Annotated in this window: 22 protein-coding genes and 1 tRNA gene; 6 read left to right on the top strand and 17 right to left on the bottom strand. The window is 72.6% G+C overall.

Annotated elements, in window-relative coordinates:
* Positions 1-33: 33 nt before the first annotated feature.
* Complete coding sequence (locus OO63_RS28670; RefSeq protein ID WP_030359438.1) at positions 34-228, top strand: hypothetical protein; 195 nt, start codon at positions 34-36, stop codon at positions 226-228.
* A gap of 134 nt (positions 229-362) precedes the next feature.
* Here the strand turns inward: OO63_RS28670 and OO63_RS28665 are convergent, their stop codons facing one another.
* Genes OO63_RS28665 through OO63_RS28655 form a run of 3 tightly spaced genes read right to left on the bottom strand, consistent with a single transcriptional unit; the run spans position 363 to position 3,741 of the window.
* Entirely contained in the window at positions 363-1,238 is an 876-nt protein-coding gene (locus OO63_RS28665; RefSeq protein ID WP_030359437.1) for an SDR family oxidoreductase, read from the bottom strand.
* Entirely contained in the window at positions 1,235-2,194 is a 960-nt protein-coding gene (locus OO63_RS28660; RefSeq protein WP_030359436.1) for an alpha/beta fold hydrolase, read from the bottom strand. The genes OO63_RS28665 and OO63_RS28660 overlap by 4 nt, the downstream gene beginning before the upstream one ends.
* A complete protein-coding gene (locus tag OO63_RS28655) occupies positions 2,191-3,741 on the bottom strand; it encodes a flavin-containing monooxygenase (protein WP_030359435.1) in 1,551 nt (516 codons plus the stop codon). The genes OO63_RS28660 and OO63_RS28655 overlap by 4 nt, the downstream gene beginning before the upstream one ends.
* A gap of 207 nt (positions 3,742-3,948) precedes the next feature.
* Here OO63_RS28655 and OO63_RS28650 point away from each other — a divergent pair, with 207 nt between their 5' ends.
* Positions 3,949-4,620: a MerR family transcriptional regulator gene (locus tag OO63_RS28650; RefSeq protein WP_051811289.1), complete on the top strand. Its 672-nt coding sequence runs from the start codon at positions 3,949-3,951 to the stop codon at positions 4,618-4,620.
* 33 nt (positions 4,621-4,653) lie between these two features.
* Here the strand turns inward: OO63_RS28650 and OO63_RS28645 are convergent, their stop codons facing one another.
* Both OO63_RS28645 and OO63_RS28640 read right to left on the bottom strand, forming a co-directional pair.
* A complete protein-coding gene (locus OO63_RS28645; RefSeq protein WP_157854067.1) occupies positions 4,654-5,751 on the bottom strand; it encodes a DUF6528 family protein in 1,098 nt (365 codons plus the stop codon).
* Between the two features lie 214 nt (positions 5,752-5,965).
* Positions 5,966-6,757 (bottom strand): exodeoxyribonuclease III, encoded by a 792-nt coding sequence (locus OO63_RS28640; protein ID WP_030359432.1) that lies wholly within the window; start codon positions 6,755-6,757, stop codon positions 5,966-5,968.
* Positions 6,758-6,839: 82 nt separating this feature from the next.
* On the opposite strand from OO63_RS28640, the gene OO63_RS28635 reads away from it, so the two are divergent.
* Positions 6,840-7,319 (top strand): GNAT family N-acetyltransferase, encoded by a 480-nt coding sequence (locus OO63_RS28635; protein WP_030359431.1) that lies wholly within the window; start codon positions 6,840-6,842, stop codon positions 7,317-7,319.
* On the opposite strand, the gene OO63_RS28630 is transcribed toward OO63_RS28635, so the two are convergent.
* From OO63_RS28630 to OO63_RS28620, 3 genes are read right to left on the bottom strand one after another with little or no spacing between them, the layout of a single operon-like run.
* Positions 7,316-8,677: a sensor histidine kinase gene (locus tag OO63_RS28630; protein WP_063750469.1), complete on the bottom strand. Its 1,362-nt coding sequence runs from the start codon at positions 8,675-8,677 to the stop codon at positions 7,316-7,318. The genes OO63_RS28635 and OO63_RS28630 overlap by 4 nt on opposite strands.
* A 6-nt stretch (positions 8,678-8,683) precedes the next feature.
* The gene (locus tag OO63_RS28625) at positions 8,684-9,160 is read right to left on the bottom strand and encodes a hypothetical protein (RefSeq protein ID WP_030359429.1); all 477 of its coding nucleotides are present in this window, start codon (positions 9,158-9,160) and stop codon (positions 8,684-8,686) included.
* 28 nt (positions 9,161-9,188) lie between these two features.
* The gene (locus OO63_RS28620) at positions 9,189-9,983 is read right to left on the bottom strand and encodes an FMN-dependent NADH-azoreductase (RefSeq protein ID WP_234311233.1); all 795 of its coding nucleotides are present in this window, start codon (positions 9,981-9,983) and stop codon (positions 9,189-9,191) included.
* An 87-nt stretch (positions 9,984-10,070) separates the two neighbouring features.
* Between OO63_RS28620 and OO63_RS28615 the strand changes: the two genes are divergently transcribed.
* A complete protein-coding gene (locus tag OO63_RS28615) occupies positions 10,071-11,159 on the top strand; it encodes a sigma factor (RefSeq protein WP_030359427.1) in 1,089 nt (362 codons plus the stop codon).
* Positions 11,160-11,261: 102 nt separating this feature from the next.
* Here OO63_RS28615 and OO63_RS28610 read toward each other — a convergent pair whose 3' ends face one another.
* The 8 genes from OO63_RS28610 to galU all read right to left on the bottom strand — a co-directional run bounded on the left by OO63_RS28610 (position 11,262) and on the right by galU (position 18,157).
* Entirely contained in the window at positions 11,262-12,110 is an 849-nt protein-coding gene (locus tag OO63_RS28610; protein ID WP_030359426.1) for an arylamine N-acetyltransferase family protein, read from the bottom strand.
* A 123-nt stretch (positions 12,111-12,233) separates the two neighbouring features.
* Positions 12,234-12,307 (bottom strand) — tRNA-Ala (locus tag OO63_RS28605).
* Between the two features lie 180 nt (positions 12,308-12,487).
* Entirely contained in the window at positions 12,488-13,864 is a 1,377-nt protein-coding gene (sepX, locus tag OO63_RS28600) for a divisome protein SepX/GlpR (protein ID WP_030359425.1), read from the bottom strand.
* Positions 13,865-14,119: 255 nt separating this feature from the next.
* Positions 14,120-14,743 carry a GNAT family N-acetyltransferase gene (locus OO63_RS28595; protein WP_030359424.1) on the bottom strand — a complete coding sequence of 208 codons (624 nt, stop codon included), beginning with the start codon at positions 14,741-14,743 and terminating at the stop codon, positions 14,120-14,122.
* Positions 14,740-15,291, bottom strand: a complete 552-nt coding sequence (locus OO63_RS28590; RefSeq protein ID WP_051811288.1) for a MogA/MoaB family molybdenum cofactor biosynthesis protein — start codon at positions 15,289-15,291, stop codon at positions 14,740-14,742. Before OO63_RS28590 ends, OO63_RS28595 begins: the two co-directional genes overlap by 4 nt.
* On the bottom strand, positions 15,288-15,779 hold the full coding sequence (gene moaC / locus OO63_RS28585) for a cyclic pyranopterin monophosphate synthase MoaC (protein WP_030359422.1): 492 nt from the start codon (positions 15,777-15,779) through the stop codon (positions 15,288-15,290). Before moaC ends, OO63_RS28590 begins: the two co-directional genes overlap by 4 nt.
* A gap of 122 nt (positions 15,780-15,901) precedes the next feature.
* Positions 15,902-17,251, bottom strand: coding sequence for a molybdotransferase-like divisome protein Glp (gene glp, locus OO63_RS28580; protein WP_030359421.1), 1,350 nt, complete (start codon positions 17,249-17,251; stop codon positions 15,902-15,904).
* A 3-nt stretch (positions 17,252-17,254) separates the two neighbouring features.
* A complete protein-coding gene (gene galU, locus OO63_RS28575) occupies positions 17,255-18,157 on the bottom strand; it encodes a UTP--glucose-1-phosphate uridylyltransferase GalU (protein ID WP_030359420.1) in 903 nt (300 codons plus the stop codon).
* 94 nt (positions 18,158-18,251) lie between these two features.
* Here galU and OO63_RS28570 point away from each other — a divergent pair, with 94 nt between their 5' ends.
* Positions 18,252-18,863 (top strand): 5-formyltetrahydrofolate cyclo-ligase, encoded by a 612-nt coding sequence (locus OO63_RS28570; protein WP_078619416.1) that lies wholly within the window; start codon positions 18,252-18,254, stop codon positions 18,861-18,863.
* A 100-nt stretch (positions 18,864-18,963) separates the two neighbouring features.
* Here the strand turns inward: OO63_RS28570 and OO63_RS28565 are convergent, their stop codons facing one another.
* Positions 18,964-21,810 carry a penicillin acylase family protein gene (locus tag OO63_RS28565; RefSeq protein ID WP_030359418.1) on the bottom strand — a complete coding sequence of 949 codons (2,847 nt, stop codon included), beginning with the start codon at positions 21,808-21,810 and terminating at the stop codon, positions 18,964-18,966.
* Between the two features lie 229 nt (positions 21,811-22,039).
* Between OO63_RS28565 and OO63_RS28560 the strand changes: the two genes are divergently transcribed.
* Positions 22,040-23,539: a potassium/proton antiporter gene (locus OO63_RS28560; protein ID WP_030359417.1), complete on the top strand. Its 1,500-nt coding sequence runs from the start codon at positions 22,040-22,042 to the stop codon at positions 23,537-23,539.
* The last annotated feature ends 208 nt before the right edge of the window (positions 23,540-23,747 follow it).

The following is a 23,747-nucleotide window of genomic DNA, read 5'->3' as shown; positions in this document are numbered from 1 at the left end:
CCAATCCCCTCACCCACATCGGGAGTGACCAGCATGGGCATGAAGGACCAGTTCCAGGACAAGGCGCAGGAGCTTTCCGAGAAGGCCAAGCAGGCCGCGCAGCGCGGGCGGAGCGAGGAGAGCGAGCGCTCCTCGCAGGCCCGCGAGAAGTCCCAGCAGCCCCAGGACTCCCTGGACGACGCGCAGCAGGAGGCCGAGGACCGCTTCAACCGGGACTACGACGCGTAACGCTGCGCTGTGCCGGACATGTGGGGCCCGCCCGGGCTTTTCCCTGGGCGGGCCCCACTCCCACGCTCACCTGCGGGCCGGTGGGGCGCGATCCTGTCCCGACGCTCCGCGACGGATTTCCCCCACCCACCCGTTTACCCCCGGCGAGCCGCCACGTCGGCGGCGCCCCCGGCCCCGACCAGACCCGTCGGCACCTCCCCGAGCCGCGGCTCGAAGCGCCGCATCTCCCGCTGCCCGACGGCGGCGATGACCCCGGGCAGATACGGCCGCATGCCCTGCATGCCCCGCAGCCACCACTGCGCGTACACGTGCGCCGAGCGCCGCTCGATCCCGGCGACAATCCGGTCGACGGCGGGCCCCAGCGGATACGTCTTGTTGGACGGCCACGGAAGGCGCGACCGCAGCTCCCGCATCACGTCGTCCCGGTCGGCGCCGCGCACCATGTCGGTGTCCGTCCAGGACAGATAGCCGACGCCGACCTTCACGCCCTTGTAGCCGACCTCGGCGCGCAGCGCGTGCGCGTACGCCTCCACGCCCGACTTGGACGCGCAGTACGCGGTCATCATCGGCGCGGGCGTCAGCGCGGCCAGCGAGGCGATCTGGAGGAGATAGCCGCGGCTCTCCATGAGGACGGGCAGGAACGCCCGCGCCGTCACCGCGCTGCCGATGAGGTTGACCTCGATGACCCGCCGCCAGGCGACGGGGTCGGAGCCGAGGAACGGCCCCCCGCTCGCCACCCCGGCGTTCGCGACGACGATGTCGACCTTCCCGAACCGCTCCTTGACCTCCTCGGCGACGCGCGCCATCGCCTCGTGGTCGGTGACGTCGGCGTGCCAGTACGCGGCCTCCCCGTGCAGCCGGGACGCCACCTGCTTCAGCTCGTCGGGTTCGAGGCCCACGAGCGCCACGTGCGCGCCGCGCGCCGACAGCTTGCGGGCGAGGAGTTCACCGACCCCGCGCGCGGCCCCCGTGACGACCGCGACCTGTCCTTCCAGGCTCACCTTGCTCACGCGCCCTCCCTCTCGTGCTGCCGCGCGGACTCCCGCACGGGCTGTCGTACGACATGGGCCTCGGCCAGTTCCATGATCTTTCGGGTCACCGCTTCCGGCGCCTCCACCGGCGTCATGTGGCCGACGCCGGTCAGCTCGGTCAGGCCGAGGCAGTGCGGCAGCGCGGCCGCGATCCGCCGGGCGTGCGCGACGGGCGTGAGCCGGTCGGCGGTCCCCGCGAGCACCGCCGTGGGCGCCGTCAGGGCGGCCACCCCGGCGTCCAGGTGCAGCTCGTCCAGGACGTGCGCCCAGCGGTAGCGCACCACGCGCGGGCAGCCGTGCACGATCCGCGCGCACACCTCGACCCGCTCGGGCGCCGAACCGGGCCCCATCGTGGCGTACTTGAGGACCCGCCGGGCGATCGGCGTCACCGGCCCGAGGGGTGCCCGCGAGCCGAGTACGCGGCGGGTGAGCCGGGTCCGCAGTCCCCCGGCGCGCAGCGGCAGGACCGTCGACTCGGCGACGAGCCGAGAGCTGCCCGTGCTGCACAGGAGCACCGCGGCCGCGTGGTCGCGCACGCCGGGCCGGTCGGCCGCCGCCATCAGCGTCATGCCGCCCATGGAGTGACCGGCGAGGACGGCCGCTTCGCCGGGGGCGAGGGTCGCGGCGAGCACCGCCTCCAGGTCGTCGGCGAGGGCCCGGGTGCCGTAACCGGCGGCCTCCAGGGGCGCCTCGGTGCGGCCGTGCCCGCGCTGGTCGTAGGCGATCACGCGGTACGCGCCCGCGAGGGCCCGGATCTGCGCCGCCCAGAACGCCGTCGAGCAGGTCCAGCCGTGCACGAGGACGACGGCGGGCGCGTGCTCGGCGCCGTGCACCTCGACGTGGATCCGCGCGCCGTCGGCGGACACGGCGGTGAGCTCGTGCGCGGGCACCGGCGGGGCGTAGGGGCCGCCGCGGACGTGGGTGAGCCTGCTCATGCGGTGGCCCTCGCCTTCGACGGCCTGCTCTTGCGGGCGGTGCGCGGCCGGGGCTCCGCCTCCCGCTCGAGGGCGCGTGTGACCTCGTACTCGGACAGGTCGACGCGGCGCGTGGCGGTGCGGAACTCCGTCGTCGTACCGGGCCAGACGGTGGTGTTGACGCCGTTGGCGTCCAGGTACCAGCTGGTGCAGCCGCCGGTGTTCCAGACGGTGCGCTTCATGCGCTCCTGGACGCGGTGGTTCCAGGCGTCGACCGCGGTGGTGCGCGGGGACAGCGCGGCGCGGCCGCCGATCATGTTCAACTGCCGCATGTAGTCGGCGAGGTAGTTCAGCTGGGACTCGATCATGAGGATCATCGAGGAGTTGCCGAGGCCGGTGTTCGGGCCGATGACGGTGAAGAAGTTCGGGAAGCCCGCGGCGGTGGCGCCGCGCAGCGACTTCATGCCGTCCTTCCAGGACTCCATCAGCGTCTGTCCTTCCGCGCCGACGACGCGCTCGGCGATCGGCATGTCCGTGACGTGGAAGCCGGTCCCGAAGACGATCGCGTCGACCTCGGCCTCGGTGCCGTCGGCGGCCACGACGGTGGACCCGCGCACCTCTGCGAGGCCGCTCGCGACGACGTCGACATGCGGCTTGGCGAGCGCCGGGTAGTAGGAGTTGGAGAGCAGGATCCGCTTGCAGCCGATGCGGTACGTCGGCGTCAGCTTGGCCCGCAGCGCCGGGTCCTTGACGGACCGCTCCATGTTCCGCTTGGCGATGCGCTCGATCAGGCCGAGTTCGTCGGGCCGCTTGGTGAAGGCCTGCACCTGGAGCTCGCGGAGGCCCCACAGGATGCCGCGGCGCGCCTGGGTGGTGAACGGCAACTGCCGGTGCAGCCAGCGCTCGACGCCGCTGATGGCCCGGTCGGCGCGCGGCAGGACCCACGGCGGGGTCCGCTGGAACAGGGTGAGCCTGCGCACGTCGCGCTGGATCTCGGGCACGATCTGGATCGCGGATGCCCCGGTGCCGACCATGGCGACGCGCTTGCCGCGCAGGTCGTAGTCGTGGTCCCAGCGCGCGGAGTGGAAGACCTTGCCGGGGAAGGTGTCCAGGCCCGGGATGTCGGGCGTCTTGGGGTCGGAGAGCGGTCCGGTGGCGGAGACCACGACGTCGGCGGTGAGGTTCCCGGTGCTGGTCTCGATCAGCCAGCGCAGCTCGTCGGCGTCCCAGGTCAGCTTCAGGACCTCGGTGTCGAGGCGGATGTGCGGACGCAGCCGGAAGGTGTCCGCGACCCCCTCCAGGTAGTCCCAGATGTGCTCCTGCCCGGAGAAGGTGCGCGGCCAGTCCGGGTTCGGCGCGAACGAGAACGAGTACAGGTGGGACGGCACGTCGCAGGCGCAGCCCGGGTAGCTGTTGTCCCGCCAGGTGCCGCCGACCGCACCCGCCCGCTCCAGGACGACGAAGTCGGTGACGCCCTCCCTGCGCAGCCGGACGGCGGCCCCGATCCCGCCGAACCCGGACCCGATCACCGCCACCCGCACGTGTTCCACACGTTCGCTCCCGGCCATGCCGACGCCTCCCGAGGTGTGACTCTGCCAGTAAGTACTGGCGCAATGGGGAGCGTAGAACAGGCTCGTACTCATGGGTAGGGGTCGGGAGCGAGAAAGTTACCGGCGGTACGACCCCGGCGCGGCGCAGCCGTCCCGACATAGGCTGCTCACGTGGCAGATCACACGGGAGACCCGGCAGCGGCGGCGGACCTACGCGAGTTCCGCATGGAGGAACTGGCCAAGGAGGCCGGCATCACCGTCCGCACCGTCCGCTTCTACCGCGAGCGCGGCCTCATCCCGCCACCGCGCCGCGAGGGCCGCATCGCCTGGTACGACGAGCACCACCTGGCCCGCCTGCGCACCATCGCCGCACTCCTGGAGCGCGGCCACACCCTGAACGGCATCGCGGAGCTGGCCGAGGCCTTCGAGCAGGGCCGCGATGTGGCCGAACTCCTCGGCATGGACGGCCCGTCGGAGGAGACCCCGGTCCGCCTCACCCCGGAGGAGCTGGCCGACCGCTTCGCGGGCGAGGTCACCCCCGAGAACCTGTCGGCGGCCCTGGACCTCGGCTATCTCGGCACCGACGGCGACGAGATCGTCCACATCAGCCGCCGCCTCCTGGACGCCTCGACCACCCTGGTGCGCAAGGGCATCCCGCTCGCCGCGGTCCTGGAGGCGGGCCAGCGCGTGCGCGAACACACCGACGCGCTGGCCGAGTTGTTCCTGACGGTGGTCCGCACGCACGCCCCCGACGACGCGGACGTCAGCGTCGAGATGCTGCGGCCTGTCGCCAAGGCCGTGGTGGAGGCGGAGCTTTCGCTGGCGCTCGACCGGCGGCTCGCGGGCGAGAAGCCGGACGAGGACGCGGGTGCGGGTGCGCGGGGCTCGGCCGGGTAGAGGTCGGACGACCGGGGCCCGGCAGGCCGGGGCTCAGCGCGGCAGCCACCAACGCGCCTTGTAGATCCCCCCGTTGACCAGCGTGTACGTCCCCGTGGGCCGGTGCACGCCCACCTTCGTGGTCCACCAGGTCTCTTCGAGGCCCTTCTCCGGCACGGTGCTGAGGACCTGCCCGGTGCGCGGGTCGTTGCCGACGGCCTTCACCGACGCCCGGTCGATCAGCTCGTGGCCCGGGTAGTCGCGGACGAAGGTGCCGTGGCGCCGGTCGTACTGGAACACGCCCGCGTTCGTCGTCACCCACAGCCGCCCCGGCCTGCCCGCGACGGGGAACAGGTCGTGCCCGCCCGCGGTCTTCCCGGGCACGGCGACCGGCAGCGGGGTCACGGACGTCCGCGTCAGCGTGGGCCGCGCGGGGGTGCCGCCGACCGCGTACGCCACCAGGTCGTCGTCGCCGAGCGCCCACAGGACCCGGCGGGCGCGGTCCCAGTGCAGCCCGTGCGCACCCTTGAGGCGGTCCTCGGCGTACCGCGTCGCGGTGGGTCCGAGCGAGGCGGCGTACAACCGCACGAGCGCGCCGGAGCTGCACGCCACCGCGACGTTGCCGTCCGGCAGGACCTCCGCGCTGTGCGGGTTGAAGAGGTCGTCGCCGGGGCCGAGCGCGGCGCCCCAGTAGCGGCGCCCCGTGGGGTACTCGACGGCGGCCACGAACCCGAACGACGCCGTGGTCAGCACGAGGGTCCGCTTGCGGTGCACGCGCACCTTCGCCTCGCACGGGTACACCCAGCTGGCCTCGGGCTGGAGGTCCCGGTAGCGGGGGTCGCCGAGCGGTGAGAACTGCCAGCGCACGACGCCCGGTTCGGCCGCCGGGTCCCAGACGCGGCGGCGCGGGTCGAGCAGGAGGAGCCGCTTGCTCGCCTGCTCGGTGACGAGGATGGGCGGGGTGCCCGGGGGGATGCCGGGGCCGCTGGCGTACGGAGCCGGAGCGGCGCCCGGGGACGCCGCGGTCGCGTCGGCCGCCGCGTGCGCCGCGCCCGCGGGCAGCGCCCCCGCGAGTCCCGCGCCCGCCACCGCGCCCGCGGCACCGGCCAGCAGCCCGCGTCTGGAAAGACCTCCGGAAGGACCAGCAGACATGAAGCACCCCCGCACGAGGATCAGTTGGCGCGCTCATCATGAACGACGAGCGCGACCGCAATCTGCCACGCCACGCGGCGCCCGGACAGCCCTCCGCCGGACTTTTGGCCGCGACTTCGCCCGCCGGCCGCCGCCCGGACCACTCCCCGACGACGGTGACCGAGCCACTCGCGGACGACGCCGATCGGACTACTCGTAGACGACGGTGACCGGCCTACTCGTAGACGACGGTGACCGGCGCGTGGTCCGACCAGCGCTCGGCGTGCGTGGCGGCCCGCTCCACGTAGCCCTTGACGGCGCGCCCGGCGAGGCCCGGCGTCGCCACGTGGTAGTCGATGCGCCAGCCCGTGTCGTTGTCGAAGGCGCGGCCGCGGTAGGACCACCAGGAGTAGGGGCCCTCGACGTCCGGGTGCAGCGCGCGCATCACGTCGTCGCCGAAGTCCTCGAAGACCTCCCCCATCCAGGCCCGCTCCTCGGGCAGGAAGCCGGAGTTCTTCTTGTTGCCCTTCCAGTTCTTGAGGTCGGCCTCCTGGTGGGCGATGTTCCAGTCCCCGCAGACGAGGACCTCACGCCCGTCGGCGGCGGCCCGCGCCCTGAGGTCCTTCAGGTACGTGAGGAACTCCCCCATGAACCGGACCTTCTCGTCCTGCCGCTCGGTGCCGACCTCACCCGAGGGCAGGTACAGGCTCGCGACGGTGACGCCCGGCAGGTCGGCCTCCACGTACCGCCCGCTGCCGCCGAACTCCTGCGACCCGAAGCCCACCCGCACCCGCTCCGGCTCGCGCCGCGTGTACAGCGACACCCCCGCGCGGCCCTTCGCGGCGGCCGGGGCGTGCGTGACGTACCAGCCCTCCGGGTCCCTGACCTCGTCCGGCAGCTGCTGCGGCTCGGCCCGCACCTCCTGCAGACACAGCACGTCCGCGCCGGTCCCGGCGAGCCACTCCACGAAGCCCTTCTTGGCGGCGGCACGCAGGCCGTTCACATTCACGCTGGTCACTGTGAGCATCCCGGCACGATACCGGCACACTGGTAGGCGCCCGGAATCCGTCGCCGCCCCCTCGGCCCTGCATAGAAGTACGATGGAGAGCATGAACATACAGCCCGTCGCCTTCGACCACCCGGACGCCGTCAAGCTCAACGACCGCGTCCAGCTCGAATACGCCGAGCGCTACGGCGACGAGGGCGACGCGACCCCGCTGGACGCGGCCATGTTCAAGCCGCCGTACGGCCTGTACCTCATCGCGTACGACGACGCGGGCACCCCGCTGGCCACGGGCGGCTGGCGCGCGATGGACCAGAACGGCGAGGGGTACGCCGACGGGGATGCCGAGATCAAGCGCATGTACGTCACCCCGGAGGCCCGGGGCCTCGGCCTCGCCCGCCGCATCCTCGCGGCCCTGGAGTCCGACGCCCGCGAGGCGGGCCGCACCCGCATGGTCCTCGAAACCGGCAGCAAGCAGCCCGAGGCCATAGCCCTCTACACCTCGACCGCCTACGAGCCCTGCCCCAAGTTCGGCTACTACCGCGACTCCCCCTTGAGCCGCTGCTTCGCGAAGCCCTTGCGCTAGGGCCTGTCCGGCGGGTCGGCGCGGGGCGAGGGGTCGGCGAGGCGCGAGGGGTCGGCGAGGCGCGAGGGGTCGGCGTGGACCACGGTCCCCGTCAGGTCCAGCTCCGCCAAAGCCCCGCCCCCGTCCGGATTGGCGAACCGCAAGGACGCCCCCAGCACCTTCGCCTGCCCCACCGCGATGGTGAGCCCGAGACCGAGACCGGTCCCCTCCGCCCCCGTGCGGAACCGCTGCGGCCCACCCGCGAGCAACCCCTCAGGAAAGCCGTCCCCGGCATCCCGCACCCGCACCACACCCCCGTCGACCTCCACCACGACCGGCTCCCGCCCGTGCCGCAGGGCGTTGCTGACGAGGTTGACCACGATCCGCTCCACCCGCCGAGGATCGGTCTCGACCGAGGCGTCCCGCACCACCTCCACGCGCACCCCGTTCGGAGCACCCCCGGCACCCCCGGCCCCATCACCCCCGGCCTCGGCACCCCCGGCCCCGGCACGCCCGGCCTCAGCACCCCCGGAAACAGCCCGCACCCCCGCGACGGCCCGCCGCACCACCTCCCCCACCCCGCACACCTCGACCCGCACCTCCTCCCCCGCGCCATCGAGCCGAGCCACCTCGATCACGTCGTCGACCAGCTCCCGCAACCGCGCGGCGGACTCCCGCACCAGTTCGGCGGGCCGCCCGGGCGGCAGAAGCCCGGCCGCGGTGACCATCCCCGCGACCGGCGTCCGCAGCTCGTGCGCGATGTTGGCGGTGACCTCGCGCTCGGCCCGCAGCCGCCCGGCGAGGGCGTCGGCCATGGTGTTCACGGCGGCGGTCAGCCTGGTGATCTCGTCCTGGCCGCGCAGCGGCAGGCGCGCGGTCAGATCCCCGTCGGCGATGCGCTGCGCGGTGTCCGCGGACGCGGTGAGCCGCCGCCCGAGCCGGGTGGCGACGAGCAGCCCGGCGACACAGGCGAGCGCGGTCCCGATGGCGCCGGAGATCCACAGCACCCGGTCGAGGTCGCGGACGGTCTCGGCCTCCCGCTCGTAGGGCCGCTTCAGGGCGACGACCTCGTCGCGGTACACGCTGGCCGCCCACATCTGCGGCACCTTCCCGCTCCAGTCGAGATAGCTGCCCCATTTACCCCGCCGCACGGCGTCGGCGAGGGGCCTCGGCAGATCGGGCGGGTCGATCAGCGTGCGGTCGCCGTCGATCCCGGCGGCGTGGTCCTGGACGGCGGTCTGCAGCCGGTCCCTGGCCTGGCTGCGGGCGCTCGCGTACTGCGCCTCGACCGTCCGGTGGTGCACGAGCAGACCGATCACGACCGACACCACGGCGGCCGTGCCCGCGATGGCGATCCCGATCTTCGTCCGCAGCCCCACGGCGGCTCAGAACTCCGGGACCATCAGCCGGATCCCCTGGAACTGCACGTTCACCGCGGCGGGCGGCAGCGCCTCGGGCCGCTCCGGTTCGACGGTCGCCCGCCGGTAGGCGTACGCGGCCGCGTCCTGCCGCTCGACGCCGCTGAGCGTCAGGGTCGCGGCGTACGGCTCCCGCGAGCACCCGGGCAGACACCAGGTGCCGCTCAGCCTCCCGGTGGCGCGCGCGGTAGGCCCGCCCCAGCCCTTCCAGCGCAGCGAGGACATCGCGACGTCGTCGGTGAGCCCGACGACGGCCGGTTTCTGCAGCGGCGAGCCGAGCGCGTCGGCGACGTACACGGGCCCGCTGATCCGCGAGGGCCGCAGCGCGGGCCCCTCCACGTACAGACCGCCGTGCTCGGCGCAGCCGCCGCAGAGCACGGCCGTCAGGGCCATGCCGCAGACGGCGGCGACGGTCCTGCCGGGGCGGCCCGGGCTGCTCCACATGCCTCAAATGTATCGATCAGGACATTTCTCACATGTGGAGAGCGTCCGGACGCCTGTCGTGAGGACGTACGGCACTCCTGTCGTGAGGACCTACGGCACTCCTGCCGTGAGGACGTACGGCGAGCTCGGCGACCGCCGCCCGCGCCGCCGCGAGCGAGTCCGCCGCGAGGTCCTTGAACGGGGCGAGCGCGGCGATGTCCCCGGACCGCGTCAGCTCGGCCCGCACGACGTGCAGCTCCTCGTCGGGCACCCCGAGGGCGCCGAAGAACGCCCGCAGGTAGGGCACCTGGAAGTCGCAGCCCTCGCGCGGCGTGCCCGGCCCGTAGCCACCGCCGCACGCGGCGACCACCACGACCCGCGTCCGGCCGAGCACCGACCGCCCGCTGTCCGGGTCGGTGTACGCCCCCGGGAAGGACACCCGGTCGATCCACGCCTTCAGCGCCGCGGGCACCCCGAAGTTGTACATGGGCACCCCGAGCAGCAGGGTCCCCGCCGCCCGCACCTCCTCGACCAGCGGCAGCGTCAGCGCCCACTCCCGCTCCTCGTCGGCGCCCTCGGCCAGCGCGGCCACCTTCGCGAGCGGTACGGCTCCCTGCCGTTCCGTACGCGTCCCGAGCGAGACGAAGCCGGAGCCCAGCGGGGGCACCGGCTCGGCGGCCAGGTCCCGGTGCCGGTACCCGGCGTCCCCGTACCGCTCCCGCCAGCTCCGCGCGAACAGACCGCCCAGCGCCCGCGTCACGGACTGCGCGCGCCGGTCGGCGCCGGAGTCCAGATGCAGCAGTCCACCGCCCCTGATGTCCCCCATGACCTCTGCGTCACCCATGGTGCTCACGTCGATTCAACTCCTGTCACATCCCATGTGGTCCGGTACGTCAAGGAGGTGACGGAGCACGCGAGGGAAAGGTGACCGATGGACGAGCCGGCCGCACTGGCGGACCGCTTCGAGGCGCAGCGCGGGCGGCTGCGGGGCATCGCGTACCGCATGCTGGGCTCGCTGCACGAGGCGGACGACGCGGTGCAGGAGACGTGGCTGCGCCTGAGCCGCACGGCCGCCGGGGCCCGGGGACGCCGCGGCCCGGCGCCCGGCAGCCCCGATCCGGACCCCGACCGCGCCGAGCCGGACCCCGGCGGCCCCGGCCCGGCTCCCGACCACCCCGGTCCGGCTCCCGGCAGCCCCGAGCCAGCTCCCGACCGTCCCAATCCAGCTCCCGACCACCCCGAGCCGGTGGAGAACCTGCCCGAGCCGGTGGAGAACCTGCCCGCCTGGCTGACGACCGTCGTCTCCCGCGTCTGCCTGGACATGCTCCGCACCCGCGGCACCCGCCGGGAGGACTTCGTCGGCGGCCGGATCCCCGACCACATCGCCGCCGCCGACGCGCACACCCCCGAGGAGGAGGCGCTCCTGATCGAGTCGGTGGGCCGCGCCCTGCTCGTGGTCCTCGCCACGCTGGGCCCGGCGGAGCGGGTCGCCTTCGTGCTGCACGACTCCTTCGCCGTGCCCTTCGACCGGATCGCGGCCATCGTGGAGCGCTCACCGGTGGCCGCGAAGAAGCTGGCGAGCCGCGCCCGCAGCAAGGTGCGCGGCACCCCGGCCGTCCCGCAGGCGGACCCGGCCCGCCCGCAGACGGACCCGGCCGGGCACCGGCGGGCAGTCGAGGCCTTCCTCGCCGCGGCCCGCGGCGGCGACCTCGGGGCCCTCCTGGCGGTACTCGCCCCGGACGTGGTCCGCCGCGCCGACCCGGCAGTGCTCCCGCCGGGCACGGCCGCCGAGATCCAAGGCGCCGAGGCGGTGGCCCGCGAGACGGTCCTGCTCGCCCGCAACGCCCGGCACGCGGCCGTGCTCCTCCTCGACGGCACCCCCGGCATCGTCGTCGCCCCGCGCGGCCGCCTCCTGCTCGCCCTCACCCTCACGGTGAGATCGGGCAGGGTCACGTCGTACGAGGTCGTCGCGGACCCGGCCCGCCTGCGCGACCTGACCCTCGCGCTGCTCCCGGACTGAGGAACGGACGCTCCCGGGCCGAAGGGCCGATGCACCCCGGACCGGCGGGCCCGACGCCCGGGCGCGGCGGCCCCGACGCCCGGGACCGGCGGGCCGACCACCTCAGACCAGCTTGGGCAGCAGCAGCTCGGCGTCCTCGGCCGACAGCTCGACGCCGAAGACGTCGGCGAGCACCTGGGGCACCTCGTGCGCCGCCAGCTCCCGGCTCTCCGGCGGGCCGGGCCGCCCCGGCGTGACCGTGGTCAGCTGCCGGTTGTCCAGGAGGTGCAGCCGGTCCGGGTGCAGGCGCTGCACGAAGACGCGGTCGCCGAAGGCCGAGTGGCGGCTGCTGGCGCCGAAGTGGTTGGTGACGCGCAGGTCGGTGGGGTACTGCGGGTGGAGCGTGAAGGTGTGCCGGACCGTCCAGCCGTCGCCGGAGTTGTCGGGAAGCCCCTTGCCCGCGGGCTGGTAGAGCGCCCAGCCGTCGGCGCCGGGGGTGACCTCCTGGCGCCGCAGCCGGTACGCCCAGGTGCCGTCGTTCACGTCGGTCGCGTCGGTCACCTCGATGGGCTCCAGGGGGCTGGCCCCGAACCCGACGTCACTGAGCCAGCGCTTCCCGTCAAGTTCCACGATCACTGCGGCGTGCGTCTCGGGCCGGATCTTCGTCTCGCCCATCTGCACCCGCCCCTGCACCACGACGAACCGGAACCCGAGCCGTTCCAGGGCGGCCGCGTACAGGGTGACGTGCTCGAAGCAGGTCCCGCCACGGCGGGAGCCGATCAGCTTGGCCTGGACGGACTCCAGGTCGAGCGGCCGGTACTTGCGCAGCACCGCCTCGACGTTCTCCCAGCGAACGGAGAGCACATGGGCCCGGTGCAGGGCACGCAGCGTCGCGAGCGAGGGCGAGCGGTCCCCTTCATACCCGAGGCGCGCCAGATAGGCGTCGAGGTCGAGTGCGTCGCCGTTCCACATGCAGGGGTCTCCTTGTGTCATCACGTCAATTGCCGACGCAGGCAGGATGCTTGGCCGACGTACACATGGCACAACGAAAAGATCCCGCCCGATCTTTCGATCGGACGGGATCTCCTTGTGCAGTGGACCTGAGGGGATTTGAACCCCTGGCCCCCTCGATGCGAACGAGGTGCGCTACCGGACTGCGCCACAGGCCCTTGCAACGAGTGAAACTCTAGCATCCCCATCCGGGTGCTTGGAAATCCGTTCCCGTGCTGGTCAGGGTGGCCCGCCCGGGCGGGTCGGACAGGTGCGTCCGCGCTGGTCGGACCGGCGCGTCCGGGCCGGTCGAGGAGGCGGGCGCGCGGCACCTCACGGGTGGCCGCCGGGCCCGCCTGTCACTCGTTGGCGGCGCGCGGGCGTCCGTCGGCGCCGTCGTCGTACTGGTCGAACAGGGGGGTGCGGCCGCGCTCGCGGGAGCGGCGGGCGGAGGCCGCGCGGCGGGCGTCGCTGCGGCCGCCGTCGGCTCCGCTCTCGTCGCCCTCGGCGTCGTCCGCCCGCTGCTCGTCGGCGGGCGCCGCCGCCTCGGGCGCCTGCCTGCGGTCGGCGGCGGGCTCGGCGGTGCTGGAGCGGGCCGAGCTCCAGGTGTCGGGGGCGCCCAGGTCGACGCTGCCGGGGGCGCGCGGGGCGACCGGCGCCGTCACGTACGTCGGCAGCGGTACGGGGACCGGGTCCCAGCTGTCGGCGCGGCCGGGGCCGTGCTGGCGTTCGCGCTGCTGGTCGACCCACTCGGCGTGGTCGGTCTGCTCGACGAGGGCGCGGCGGTCGGCGGCGAGCGCCGACAGGCCGGTCTCCGACTCTGGGGCGGGCTCCTCGGCGGCGGGCTCGGCGCTCGCCTCGCGCCCGCGCGGCTGCCGCTCGCGCAGCCGCCGCGCGGCGGCCTCCGCCCGGCGCCGGTCCATCGTGTACGTGAAGCGGCGCCGCTCCTGGCGGCGGAGATAGACGATGTACGCGCTCAGCAGCGCGGCCGGGACGGCGGGCGCCCACAGGAACGCCAAGCCGCCGACCGCCGCGACGATCGCGCCGACCGTGAACGTGAGGAACAGCATGACCGTGGTGCGGCGACGGCGCGCGAGCACCTTCGTGCGCCGGGCCCGCGCGGCGGCGTCGGCAGCGGCGGCGCGCCGGGCTGCGGCGGACGGGCCCTGGCCCCGGCTCTGGCCCTGGCTCTGGCCCTGGCTCTGGTTCTGGCCCTGGTTCTGGTTCTGGCCCTGGCCGTGCCCCTGGCCGTGCGCCTGGCCCTGCCCCTGCCCCTTACCCCGCTCCGCGCCGGAGCCCCCGGCAGTCCGCGGGCCCTGCCCGGACCCCGGCTTGGCGGCCGGGCGCGCGCCGACGCGCGCCTGTGCGCCGGGCTTGGCCTGTTCGGCGGCGGACGCGCGGGCCTGAGGCCTGCCGGCCGGGGGGCGGCCGCGGGAGTCCGTGGCGCGCCCCTCGCGTTCCTGTCCCGGAGGCACGGCGAAGGCCCGGACGTCGACCGAGTCGGTCACGACGTCCGGGTCGCTGCGCGACTCCTCCTCCTCAGGCGAGCGCGCTTGCAGGTCCTTGGCGTAACGGCGCTCCATTCCCGCCCGTCCGGACAGCAGCCGGATGGCGGTGCTGAAGCGTTCCGTCGGACGAGCTTCGTTGAGCTCGTCCTGCCTACGGAGCCACATCGGCACCAAGTAGGCGGCCCAGGCCCCGACGATGACTGCGTAGATGAGGCCGCTGCTGCTCACGCCTCACACGGTAGAGGGGTTTTGTCGAGGCCATCCGCCAATTGAGCCGGTGTGTCGCACGATCTGGCTGATATCTCGAACTTTTTTTGTGACTGATGCGATCAACAGGCCGACGCGGCACCGAATTTAACGGTCACTCACCGATCAATTTCGAACAGGTATTTCATTTATGAGAGTGGCAGCATTGTGCCGCGACGGGGGCGCGACGGTCCGTCAGGCGCCCGTTCCACGCTCCGCGGAGGACGTCACGCGGTGTCACGCGGTGTTCTGCGGACGTGCCTGCTGCCAGCGGTGCAGCAGCCCTTCGGGCACCTCTTCCACGGTGAGCGCGAACACCAGGTGGTCGCGCCAGGCCCCGTCGATGTGGAGATAGCGGGGCCTGAGCCCCTCCTCGCGGAATCCGAGTTTCTCCACGACCCGGCGGCTCGGCGCGTTCTCGGGCCGAATGCAGACCTCGATGCGGTGCAGCCCGACGGTGCGGAAGCAGTGGTCGACGGCGAGCGCCACGGCGGTCGGCATCACCCCGCGCCCCGCGACCGACTCGTCGACCCAGTAGCCCACATGGGCCGAGCACATCGACCCCCAGGTGATCCCGGCGATCGTCAACTGCCCGACGAGGCGGCCCTGGAACTCGATGACGAACGGCAGCATGCGGCCCGCGTTCGCCTCGGCGCGCAGGTGCCGGACCATCTGCCGGTAGGTGGGGCGGTGGGTGACCGGGCCGCTGGGGGTGGGCGGCGGGATCGTGGCCTCCCAGGGGCGCAGCCAGTCGCGGTTGCGCCGGTTGACCTCGCGCCACGCGCGCTGGTCACGCAGTTTTATCGGCCGCAGGACCACATCGCCGTCGGTCAGCTCGGCGGGCCAGCTGGGGCTGTTCAGCTCGCACCCCCGTCGGTTCTCGGATGGTCGCCGCCGCGCAACTGGTCGACGGCGTGGATCAACAGGGGCGCGAGGACGGCCATTCCGTCGCGCACGCCGCCGCTCGAGCCCGGCAGGTTCACGATCAGCGTGCGCCCCGCGACCCCGGCGAGGCCCCGGGAGAGCACGGCGGTGGGCACCTTCTCGCGGCCGTACGCGCGGATCGCCTCGGGGATGCCGGGGACGTCGTGGTCGAGGACGCGGCGGGTCGCCTCGGGGGTGGCGTCGGTGGGCGAGATGCCGGTGCCGCCGGTGGTGAGGATGACGTCGTACCCGGCGGCGACGCCCTCGCGCAGGGCCCGCTCGACGGGGTCGCCGTCCGGCACCACCCGCGGTCCGTCGACGGCGAAGCCGAGGGCGGCGAGGCCTTCGGCGAGGATCGGGCCGCCCTTGTCGGCGTAGACGCCCGCGGCGGCGCGGTTGGAGGCGGTGACGACGAGTGCCCGGTACGCCGTGCCCTCGCTCCCCTCGGCCGCGGCCGCGGCGTCGGCGGGCGCGCGGTGGGTCATGCCCCCGCTCCCCGCCGGTTCCAGTCGCCGGACTTGCCGCCCGTCTTCTCCTCGACCCGCACGTCCGTGATGACGGCGCCCTTGTCGACGGCCTTGACCATGTCGACGACGGTGAGGGCGGCGACGGTGACCGCGGTGAGGGCCTCCATCTCGACGCCGGTGCGGTCGGTCGTCTTCACGGTGGCCAGGATCTCCACGGCGTCGTCGGCGACGCTCAGGTCGACCTTCACCCCGGAGACGGCCAGCGGGTGGCAGAGCGGGATCAGGTCGGGGGTGCGCTTGGCGCCCATGATTCCGGCGATACGGGCGGTCGCGAGGGCGTCGCCCTTGGGCACGCCCTCACCCCGCAGCAGCTCGATCACGCGGGGCGAGACCAGGACGCGGCCACTGGCGCGCGCGGTGCGGGCGGTCACGTCCTTCTCGGATACGTCGACCATGCGGGCGGCGCCCGCCTCGTCGATGTGCGTCAGTCGCTGCTGCGTGCTCATGTGCTGTGGCGCTCCCGGTCCGGGCCCCGCGCGGTGCGGTGCGCGGGCCTGCTGTGCGCGACACAGTACCGCCCCCGCGCCGCCCCGCCCGAGCCGCGCGCCCGCCCGGGCGGCGGGGCCGGTCAGCCGAGCAGCACCACGTCGACGTCCGTGCCCGGCTCCACGGACGTGGTGTCCTCGGGGACGACGATCAGGGCGTCCGCGTGGGCCAGGGCGGCGATCAGATGCGACCCGGAGCCGCCGACCGGCGTGACCGTGCCCGCGTCCGCGTCGTGGCGTCCGCGCAGGAACTGGCGCCGCCCCGCGGGCGAGGTCAGCGCCTTGTCGGCGGTGAGCCGGGCGCGGGCGGTGGTCCTGTGGACGTCCGGCAGGCCCATGAGGGCGCGCACGGCGGGCCGTACGAACATCTCGAAGGAGACGTACGACGACACCGGGTTGCCCGGCAGGGCCAGGAGCGGGGTGTGGTCGGGGCCGATGGTGCCGAACCCCTGCGGCTTGCCCGGCTGCATGGCGAGCTTGCGGAACTCCACCCCGCCGCCCGCGCCCAGGCCCTCCTCGTCGTCCGGGTCGCCGATGGAGTCCAGGGCCTCCTTGACGACGTCGTACGCCCCCACGCTGACGCCGCCCGTGGTGACGAGCAGGTCGGCGCGGATCAGCTGGTCCTCGATGGTGGAGCGCAGGATCTCGGCGTCGTCGGTGACCGCGCCGACGCGGTAGGCGATGGCTCCGGCCTCGCGGGCGGCCGCGGTGAGGGCGAAGCTGTTGGAGTCGTAGATCTGGCCGTCGGCCAACTGCTCGCCGGGCTGGACCAGTTCGCTGCCGGTGGACATGACGACCACGCGCGGGCGCGGGCGCACCTTGACCGTGCCCCTGCCGATCGCCGCGAGCAGGGCGATCTGCGGGGCGCCGAGGACCGTGCCCGCGGTGAGGGCGCGGTCTCCGGCGCGGACGTCGCTGCCCCGCGCGCGCACGTGGGCGCGTGCTTCGGCGGGGCGGTGCACCCGAACCTCGCCGGAGGCGCCCTCGGGGGCCGCGCTGTGGGCGCGCATGCCGGTGGCGGGGCCCTGGCCGAGCCCGCCGTCGGTCCACTCCACAGGCACGACGGCCTCGGCGCCGGGCGGCAGCGGGGCGCCGGTCATGATGCGGGCGGCCTCGCCGGGGCCGACCGTGGGCTGCTCGCCCTGGCCCGCGGCGACGTCCCCGATGACCGTGAGGACGGCGGGGAACTCCTCGCTCGCGCCCGCGACGTCGGCCACCCGCACCGCGTACCCGTCCATGGAGCTGTTGTCGAACGGCGGCAGCGAGACGGGCACCGTGACGTCCTCGATCAGGACACAGCCCTGGGCGTCGAGGAGCTGGAGCTCGATGGGCTCCAGGGGGCGGACGGTCGCGAGGATGTCGTCCAGATGCTCGTCCACCGACCAGAGCCGGTCCCGGCCGGTGGTGTGGTGCGTCGTGCCGCTGCTGCTCAAGTGCTACATCTCCTCGGTGACGTAACTGCGAAGCCAGGCCTTGAAGTCAGGGCCCAGGTCTTCACGTTCGCACGCGAGTCTGACAATGGCACGCAGATAGTCGCCGCGGTCGCCGGTGTCATAGCGGCGGCCCTTGAAGACCACGCCGTGCACCGGGCCGCCGATCTTCTCGTCGGCGGCGAGCTGCTGGAGGGCGTCGGTGAGCTGGATCTCGCCGCCGCGGCCGGGCTCGGTCTTGCGCAGTATGTCGAAGACGTGGGGGTCGAGGACATACCGGCCGATGATCGCGTAGTTCGACGGGGCGTCGGCCGCCTCCGGCTTCTCGACCAGGTCGGTCACCTTCACGACGTCGCCGTCGGCGGTGGGCTCGACGGCCGCGCAGCCGTAGAGGTGGATCTGCTCGGGCGCGACCTCCATGAGCGCGATGACGCTGCCGCCGTGCCGCTCCTGGATCTCGACCATGCGCGCGAGCAGCGGGTCGCGCGGGTCGATCAGGTCGTCGCCGAGGAGCACGGCGAAGGGCTCGCGGCCGACGTGGGGGGCGGCGCACAGGACGGCGTGACCGAGTCCTCGGGGGTCGCCCTGGCGGACGTAGTGCATGGTCGCCAGGTCGCTGGACTCCTGGACCTTCGCGAGCCGGGACTCGTCGCCCTTCTTCGCGAGGGCGGACTCCAGCTCGTAGTTGCGGTCGAAGTGGTCCTCCAGGGGGCGCTTGTTGCGGCCCGTGATCATGAGGACGTCGTCCAGGCCCGCGGCGACAGCCTCTTCGACCACGTACTGGATCGCCGGCTTGTCGACGACCGGCAGCATCTCCTTGGGCGTCGCCTTCGTGGCGGGCAGGAAGCGAGTGCCAAGTCCCGCTGCTGGGATGACAGCCTTGGTGATCTTGGGGGGAGACTCAGTCATGAGCGTTACCTTAACCGGTGCCTATGTGTGGAATCTGTGGCTCCGGAATATAGGCCCACATGTGCGCACAATAGGAAGGATTTGTGAGTTCACCATGGATCAACCCGGCCCGGGCAAGGGAAACAAGCGCACATTGCGCGCGGAGATCCTCACGGTAAGACGCGGGTTGACGCCCGGTGACACGCGGAAGACAGCCGCCGCCCTCGCCGAGCGCGCCCTGGAGCTGCCCGAACTCTCCGGCGCCCGCACGGTCGCGGCGTACGTCTCCGTAGGCACCGAACCCGGCACCCGTGCCCTTCTGGACACCCTCCACACGCGCGGGACACGGGTCCTGCTGCCCGTCCTGCTCCCGGACAACGACCTGGACTGGGCCGCGTACGACGGACCGGACTCCCTCGTCCCCGTCCAACACTCCGGAAAGATGACGCTGTTGGAGCCCGCGGGCCCGCGCCTCGGCCCCGACGCCGTCCTGGAGGCCGACGCGGTGCTGCTCCCGGGGCTCGCCGTGGACGCGCGCGGGATGCGGCTCGGCCGCGGCGGCGGCTCCTACGACCGGGTGCTCGCCCGCCTGGAGCGCGCCGCCCTCTCCCCCGCCCTGGTGGTGCTCCTGTACGACTCCGAAGTGGTCGCGCACGTCCCCGAAGAGGCGCACGACCGGCCGGTGCACGCCGTGGTGACGCCGTCGGCGGTGCGCCGCTTCGCATGACCCGCGGGCGCGCCCCCGCAGTGCGTCCCGTACGGCGAAAGGGCCCTCCACGCGCGCGTGGAGGGCCCTTTCCCGTGTCATCCGGTCCGTGGTGCGCCCGTCACGGCTTGAGCACCAGGGTGTCGTTCGTGCTGTCCTCGACGGCCTTCTCGGAGTAGGCCCACGGCAGCAGTTCGCCCTTGATCCACTTGCCGGTCTGGTCGGTGTAGTGGTCGCTGTAGGCGTGCCCGGAGGCGCCGGTGAGGTTGATCCAGCGGGACTTGTCGAGATCCTTCAGGTTCACGACCATCCGCATGGAGGGCACCCAGATCACTCCGTAGCCGCCGGCCGCGTTCCAGCCGGTGGCGTTGACCGTGGCCTCGCCGCCGCCGAGCTTCCAGGGGCCGCGGTTGAGCACCCACTGGAGCCAGCCGGGACCCTCGGTGCCGAGCGTCTGGTTCTTCAGCGTGAGGGTGTGCAGACGCCCCCAGCTCCAGGTGTCGATGTCCTTGCCGAGCTTGGCCGTCAGGTCCCAGCGGGCGTCCTCCATGGCCCGCGCGAACAGCTGGTCGCGGTTCTTGGTCTCCTTGTCGGTGCGCGTGCCCGGCGTCTTCCACCAGTCGTTGTCCTGGTCGTCGAGGATCTTGCGGATGACCTCGAAGTAGCGGTCGCCGCCGTCGGGCTGGGCGGAGTCCGCGTCGCGCTCGCCGCACTCGCGGACCCGGTTCTCCTCGTCGGCCGGGCGGGTGTTGCCCGTCGGCTCGACGGACAGGCACTGGCCCTTGACGCGCAGCTCCTTGGGGAGCTTGTTGCCGATGGCGAGCTGCAGGATGCTGCGCCAGACGGCGTTGAAGTACGCGGCGGCGGCCGAATCGGCGTCCTGGGTGTAGTCCCAGCCCTCCAGGAGCTTCTGGGCCTCACGGACGTGCTTGTCGTTGATGTCGATCTTGAGCAGCTTGGGCACGAGCAGCCGGGCGATCTCGCTGCTGTTGTCCGTCTGCATCAGCCGCATGTCCTCCGTGGAGATCTTGCCGCCGTTCTTCGTCTTGGACTTGATGAGGTCCTCGATGCGCTGGCTGCGCGCGCCGTAGCCCCAGTCCGACGTGAGCTTGTACGGGTACTTCTTGCCGCCGTCGTCGTCGATCACGGCCTGGTTGGCGGTGACGATGTAGCCGCGCTTGGGGTTGTACTCGTACGGCAGGGCGTCCTGCGGGATCGGGTCGCCCCAGCGGTAGTCGGGGTCCCAGCCGGGCGCGGGCAGCGAGCCGTCGCCCTTGCCCCGGGTGGGGATCTTGCCGGGCGCCTGGTAGCCGATGTTGCCCTTGGTGTCGGCGTAGATCAGGTTCTGCGAGGGCACCTCGAAGTCGGTGGCGGCCTTGCGGAACTCCTTGAAGTTCTTCGCCTTGTTCAGCTCGAAGACGGCGTCCATGGACTTGCCGGGCTCCAGGGCGGTCCAGCGCAGGGCGATGCCGTAGCCGTCGCCGCGGTCCGGCGCGGACGCGTCGACCTGGGCCTTCTTGCCGACCTTGACCAGCTCGTCGTCGCGGTCGGAGATCAGCGGGCCGTTGTTCGTCTCCCGGACCGTGATCGTCTTGGTCTTGCCGCCCGCGACCTTGATCTTCTCCTTGCGCGGCTTGAACGGCACGATCTTGCCGTCGTACTGGTAGCCGTCGGCGGTGAACTTCTCCAGGTACAGGTCGGTGACGTCGGCGCCGAGGTTCGTCATGCCCCAGGCGATGTCCTTGTTGTGGCCGATGACCACGCCGGGCAGCCCGGAGAAGGTGTAGCCGCTGACGTCGTACTGGCACTTGGCCGACACCGACTTGCAGTGCAGGCCCATCTGGTACCAGACGGACGGCAGCTGCGGCGCGAGGTGCGGGTCGTTGGCGAGGAGCGGCTTGCCGGTGATGGTGTGCGCCCCGGCGACCACCCAGGAGTTCGACCCGATGCCGTTGCCGTTCGAGCCGAGGCCCGCGTCCGGGATCTTGTCGAGGACGTCGGAGAGGCCGGAGAGCTGGGACTGCAGGCCGCTGGCGGTTCCCGTGCCGGTGCCCGTTCCCGTGCCCGTACCGGTTCCTGTGCCCGTTCCCGTGCCGGTCCCGGTCCCGGTCCCGGTGCCCGTGCCGGTCCCAGTGCCCGTGCCGGTCCCGGTGCCCGTACCCGTGTCCGACTGCGCGCCCGTCGAGTCGTCGCCGCTGAACTTCTCGGTGACCTCGTTGTAGCGGCCCTCCTGCACGATGGGCTTGTGCAGGTCGAAGGGGTACTCCGGGTACAGGTCCTTGATCTGCGACGGGCCGAGGCGGCTCGTCATCAGGGCGCGGTCGATCTCGTCCTGCATATTGCCGCGCAGGTCCCAGGCCATGGCCTTCAGCCAGGCGATGGAGTCGACGGGAGTCCACTTCTGCGGCTTGTAGTCGTTCTCGAAGGAGAGCGCCGCGTACTCGACGGAGATCTCCTTGCCGTCCTTGCCGTCGAGGTAGGCGTTGACCCCCTTGGCGTACGCCTGGAGGTACTTCTTCGTCTTCGGCGAGAGCTTGGAGTCGTACTCCTTCTTGGCCACGCGGTGCCAACCGAGAGTGCGCAGGAACTCATCGGTCTTGACCTGGCTCTTCCCGAACATCTCGGAGAGCTTGCCGGAGGTCATATGGCGGCGTACGTCCATCTCCCAGAAGCGGTCCTGAGCCTGCACGAAGCCCTGTGCCATGAACAGGTCCTCGTCGGACTCGGCGTAGATCTGCGGAATGCCGTTGCCGTCGCGCTTGACCTCGACCGTGCCCGACAGGCCCTTCAGGTCGATGGAGCCCTTGGTCTGCGGGAAGGAGGCACGGACGGTGCTGATGCTCCAGTACGCGCCGAAACCGATGCCTCCCACGACGGCCAGGACCAGGACGATCACGATCAGTCGGGCTCGGCGCCCCTTCTTCCTACCGGACTTGCGACCGGAAGAGGCGTTGGTGTTGGAGGGCATCGCTGTCCTTGCTGTCCTTCGCGAGCGGCAGGGCGGGGCTTGTGCGGGTCCTGGAGTGCTGGAGCAACCATAGGCGCAGGGCGATACGGCCCCGGACGCGGAGTCGGAAACCGACATCGAACGAAGGTTCGGAGATGCCGGACGGAGCATGGGGGTGTGCGTCAAGAGCGCGTTAAAGCTTAGGTAACGTAACGAAGCATCACGGCTCGCACGACGGAAGGATCAGCCCCTGTCTGTCCACGACCTCAACCAGCTTCTGCTCATCAGCTCACTCGTCCTGCTCGTCGCGGTCGTCGCGGTGCGCCTCTCCTCGCGCAGTGGGCTGCCGAGCCTGCTGCTCTACCTCGGCATCGGCGTCGCCATGGGCCAGGACGGCATAGGCAACGTCACCTTCAACAACGCCCAGCTCACCCAGGTCATCGGTTACGCCGCGCTGGTCGTGATCCTGGCCGAGGGCGGTCTCGGCACCAAGTGGAAAGAGATCAAGCCTGCGCTGCCCGCGGCGGCCTGCATGGCCGTCGTCGGCGTCGCGGTCAGCGTCGGCGTGACGGCCGCCGCCGCACACTACCTGGTCGGGCTCGAATGGCGGCAGGCGCTCATCATCGGCGCGGTGGTGTCCTCCACGGACGCGGCGGCCGTCTTCTCGGTGCTGCGCAGGGTGCCGCTCCCGTCCCGGATCACGGGGGTCCTGGAGGCGGAGTCGGGGTTCAACGACGCCCCGGTGGTGATCCTCGTCGTGGCCTTCTCCACCGCGGGACCGGTGCACCACTGGTACGTCCTGGTCGGGGAGATAGCCCTGGAGCTGGCCATCGGCGCGGCCATCGGGCTCGCGGTGGGCTGGCTCGGCGCCTACGGGCTGCGGCATGTGGCGCTGCCCGCGTCCGGCCTCTATCCGATCGCGGTGATGGCCATCGCCGTCGCCGCCTACGCCGCCGGGGCCATCGCCCACGGCAGCGGATTCCTCGCCGTGTACCTGGCCTCGATGGTGCTCGGCAACGCCAAGCTGCCGCACTGGGCGGCCACCCGCGGTTTCGCCGAAGGCGTCGGGTGGATCGCCCAGATCGGCATGTTCGTCCTGCTCGGCCTGCTGGTCACTCCGCACCGGCTGCTCGACGACATCTGGCCCGCGGTGATCATCGGCCTCATCCTGACCGCGGTCGCCCGGCCGCTGTCCGTCGTGGTGGGCCTGGCGCCCTTCCGGATGCCCTGGCAGGAGAAGGCGCTGATGTCCTGGGCCGGGCTGCGCGGCGCCGTGCCCATCATTCTCGCCACCATCCCGATGGTGAACGGTGTCGACAACAGCGAGGAGATCTTCAACATCGTCTTCGTGCTCGTCGTCGTCTACACCCTGGTGCAGGGGCCCACCCTGCCGGGACTCGCCAGACTCCTCGGCATCGGCAAGGGCACGGAGGCCGCCGACCTGGGCATCGAGTCGGCTCCCCTGGAACGCCTGCGCGGCCATCTGCTCTCGGTGCCCGTCCCGGAGGGCTCCCGCCTCCACGGCGTCGAGATCAGCGAGCTGCGGCTGCCCACGGGGTCCGCCGTCACCCTGATCGTGCGCGAGGGCACATCATTCGTACCGGGTCCCACGACGGTGCTGCGGCAGGACGACGAGCTCCTGGTGGTGGCCACGGACCCGGTGCGCGACGCGGCCGAGCAGCGGCTGCGGGCCGTGGCGCAGGGCGGCAAGCTGGTGGGCTGGCTGGGGCTGCCGGGCGGGCAGCGATGAGGGGGCTCGCGGCCTGACGGTCGCGGCGGCGCACGGCCGGGCGGAGCCCGGAACAGGCAGGCGTGGGGGCGCCTCGGGGGCGGTACGGGGGCATTCGCAGGTGGCGGGGGTCTCACTTCTCGTAATCCCAGGTGCGTTTTACGTAGCACCTGTACGATGAAGGCACACTTCTGAACGTACCGGCGCATCGAATCATCGGGCACTCGGT

Source organism: Streptomyces alboflavus, from assembly GCF_000716675.1.
Classification (GTDB): Bacteria; Actinomycetota; Actinomycetes; order Streptomycetales; family Streptomycetaceae; genus Streptomyces; species Streptomyces alboflavus.
Note: the sequence above shows the minus strand (reverse complement) of the source record. Positions and strands in the feature narration are given on the sequence as shown.